The 1795-nt window shown below is 70.3% G+C and carries 2 protein-coding genes; both read right to left on the bottom strand.

Translation table 11 applies throughout. The features are described from left to right. Positions 1–13: 13 nt before the first annotated feature. A complete protein-coding gene (deoC, locus tag VB080_RS13890; RefSeq protein WP_323419050.1) occupies positions 14–715 on the bottom strand; it encodes a deoxyribose-phosphate aldolase in 702 nt (233 codons plus the stop codon). An 85-nt stretch (positions 716–800) separates the two neighbouring features. Next, positions 801–1718 (bottom strand): ribokinase, encoded by a 918-nt coding sequence (locus VB080_RS13885; protein ID WP_323419049.1) that lies wholly within the window; start codon positions 1716–1718, stop codon positions 801–803. Positions 1719–1795 lie beyond the last annotated feature (77 nt).

Here is a 1795-nt window from a genome sequence, read left to right as displayed (position 1 = left end):
AGGGAGACACGCTCTAGTAACTCCCGGAGCCGGCCTCGCCACCGGCGACGATCGAGGTGCCCGCACTGGTGCCCAGCAGCACAGCGCCCGCGCGCAGCAGGGCTGCTGCCTGCTCGTAGGACTTGATCGAGCCGGAGGCCTTCACCTGGACACCGTCGCGTACCTTGCCGGCCAGGTAGGCGATCGAGGTGGGGTTGGCCACCTCGACCGCGCCCGAGCTGGCGTTCTTGAGGTAGGAGGCGCCTGCTTCCATCGATAACTCGACCGCGGCGTCGCGCTCGTCCGGGGTCAGCAACGGCAGTTCGAGCATGACCTTCACCGGCACACCGGCGGCCACCACGCCGGCGATGTCGTCCCGGAACCGGTCGTACAGCCCGCTCTTCAGCCAGCCGACCTGGACGCCGATGTCGATCTGCTGGGCACCGAGATCGACCAGGCTCTGGGCCTCGGCAGCTTTCCCCCTCGAGGTGGTGACGCCACAGGACGGGAAGTCGAGCGCGGAGGCGACCAGGACGCCGCTGCCCTTCAGCACCGCGGCGACCTCCGGCACCCAGGAGCCGGGGACCATGGCGGCGTTGAAGCCGTGGGCGACTGCCTCCTCGGCGTGCTGGATGATCCGGTCCCGGGTCAGGCCGGTCTCGATCAGGGTGTGCTGGATGTAGGGCGCGATGCTCCGCGGGGTCAGGGTGTCGAGGATGCTGCTGTCGAGTGCCATCGGGCTGGTTCCGTCCTTCTCTTGTTCTGGTGGTGCGGTCAGGGCTGTCGGCCGGTGTCGATCGGCGCGGCCGTCACCGGTGCGCCTAGTCGGCCGCCAGCAGGGCGGCGATGTCGTCCGGACGTGGCAGGCTCGGGATCACCTCGGCGACCCCGACGGCGTGTGCGCCGGCAGCACCGGCGAATCGCACCGCGGCGTCCAGGTCGTCGCCACGGACCAGGGCGACCGCGAGTGCCGCGGTGAACGCGTCGCCCGCACCGGTGGTGTCGACCACCCGGGGAGCGGGGACGGCCGGGACGCGGCGGGGCTGCCGTCCCGGTTCGTCGAGCAGGCAACCGGCACCGCCGAGGGTGACGACGGTGAGACCGTCGTAGCGGCGGCGGATGGCGGCAGCGCAGGCTTCGGGTGAGGCCAGGCCGGCCTCGCCGGTGAGCAGGGCCGACTCCGACTCGTTGGGCGTCAGGATGTCCACCAGCTGCCACAGCTCGTCATCGAGTGGTTCGGCGGGTGCCGGGGCCGGATTGAGCAGGGTTCGCACACCATGCCGGCGGGCGAGTTGCAGGGCTCGTCTCGCTGCCGGGACCGGAATCTCGAAGCCGGTGACCAGCAAGTCCGCCGCGACGATCTCGTCCTCGAAGGTGTCCACCACCTGGGGTGTCAGCTTCTCCAACGCGCCGGGGGCGATCACGATCCGGTTCTCGCCGCTGGCGTCCACCAGGATCACTCCGACCATGGTCGAGGCATCCACCGCTGCCACATTGTCGGCAGCGACCCCCTCCTCCCGCCACAGGTCATGGGCCTGGACAGCGAACGAATCCCGACCGACGGCGGTGAGCAGCGCGACCTCGGCTCCCAGCCGGGCGGCCGCGACGGCCTGGTTCGACCCCTTGCCGCCGTGTCCTGAACTGAACTCTCCGCCGGTGACCGTCACCCCGGCACCCGGCAACTGGTCGACCCGCATGGTCAGCCCGACGCCGTAGCTGCCGACCACCGCTATCCGCATGGCACCTCTTGTACATCTTTGTTCACTGCTGATGCCGACCATGATGGTCACGGGCCCCGGACAGCGTCAAGGCGCCG

Origin of the sequence: Propionicimonas sp. (assembly GCF_034927565.1) — a bacterium.
Classification (GTDB): Bacteria; Actinomycetota; Actinomycetes; order Propionibacteriales; family Propionibacteriaceae; genus Propionicimonas.
The sequence above is the reverse complement of the archived record's forward strand: the minus strand, read 5'-3'. Positions and strand labels throughout refer to the sequence as shown.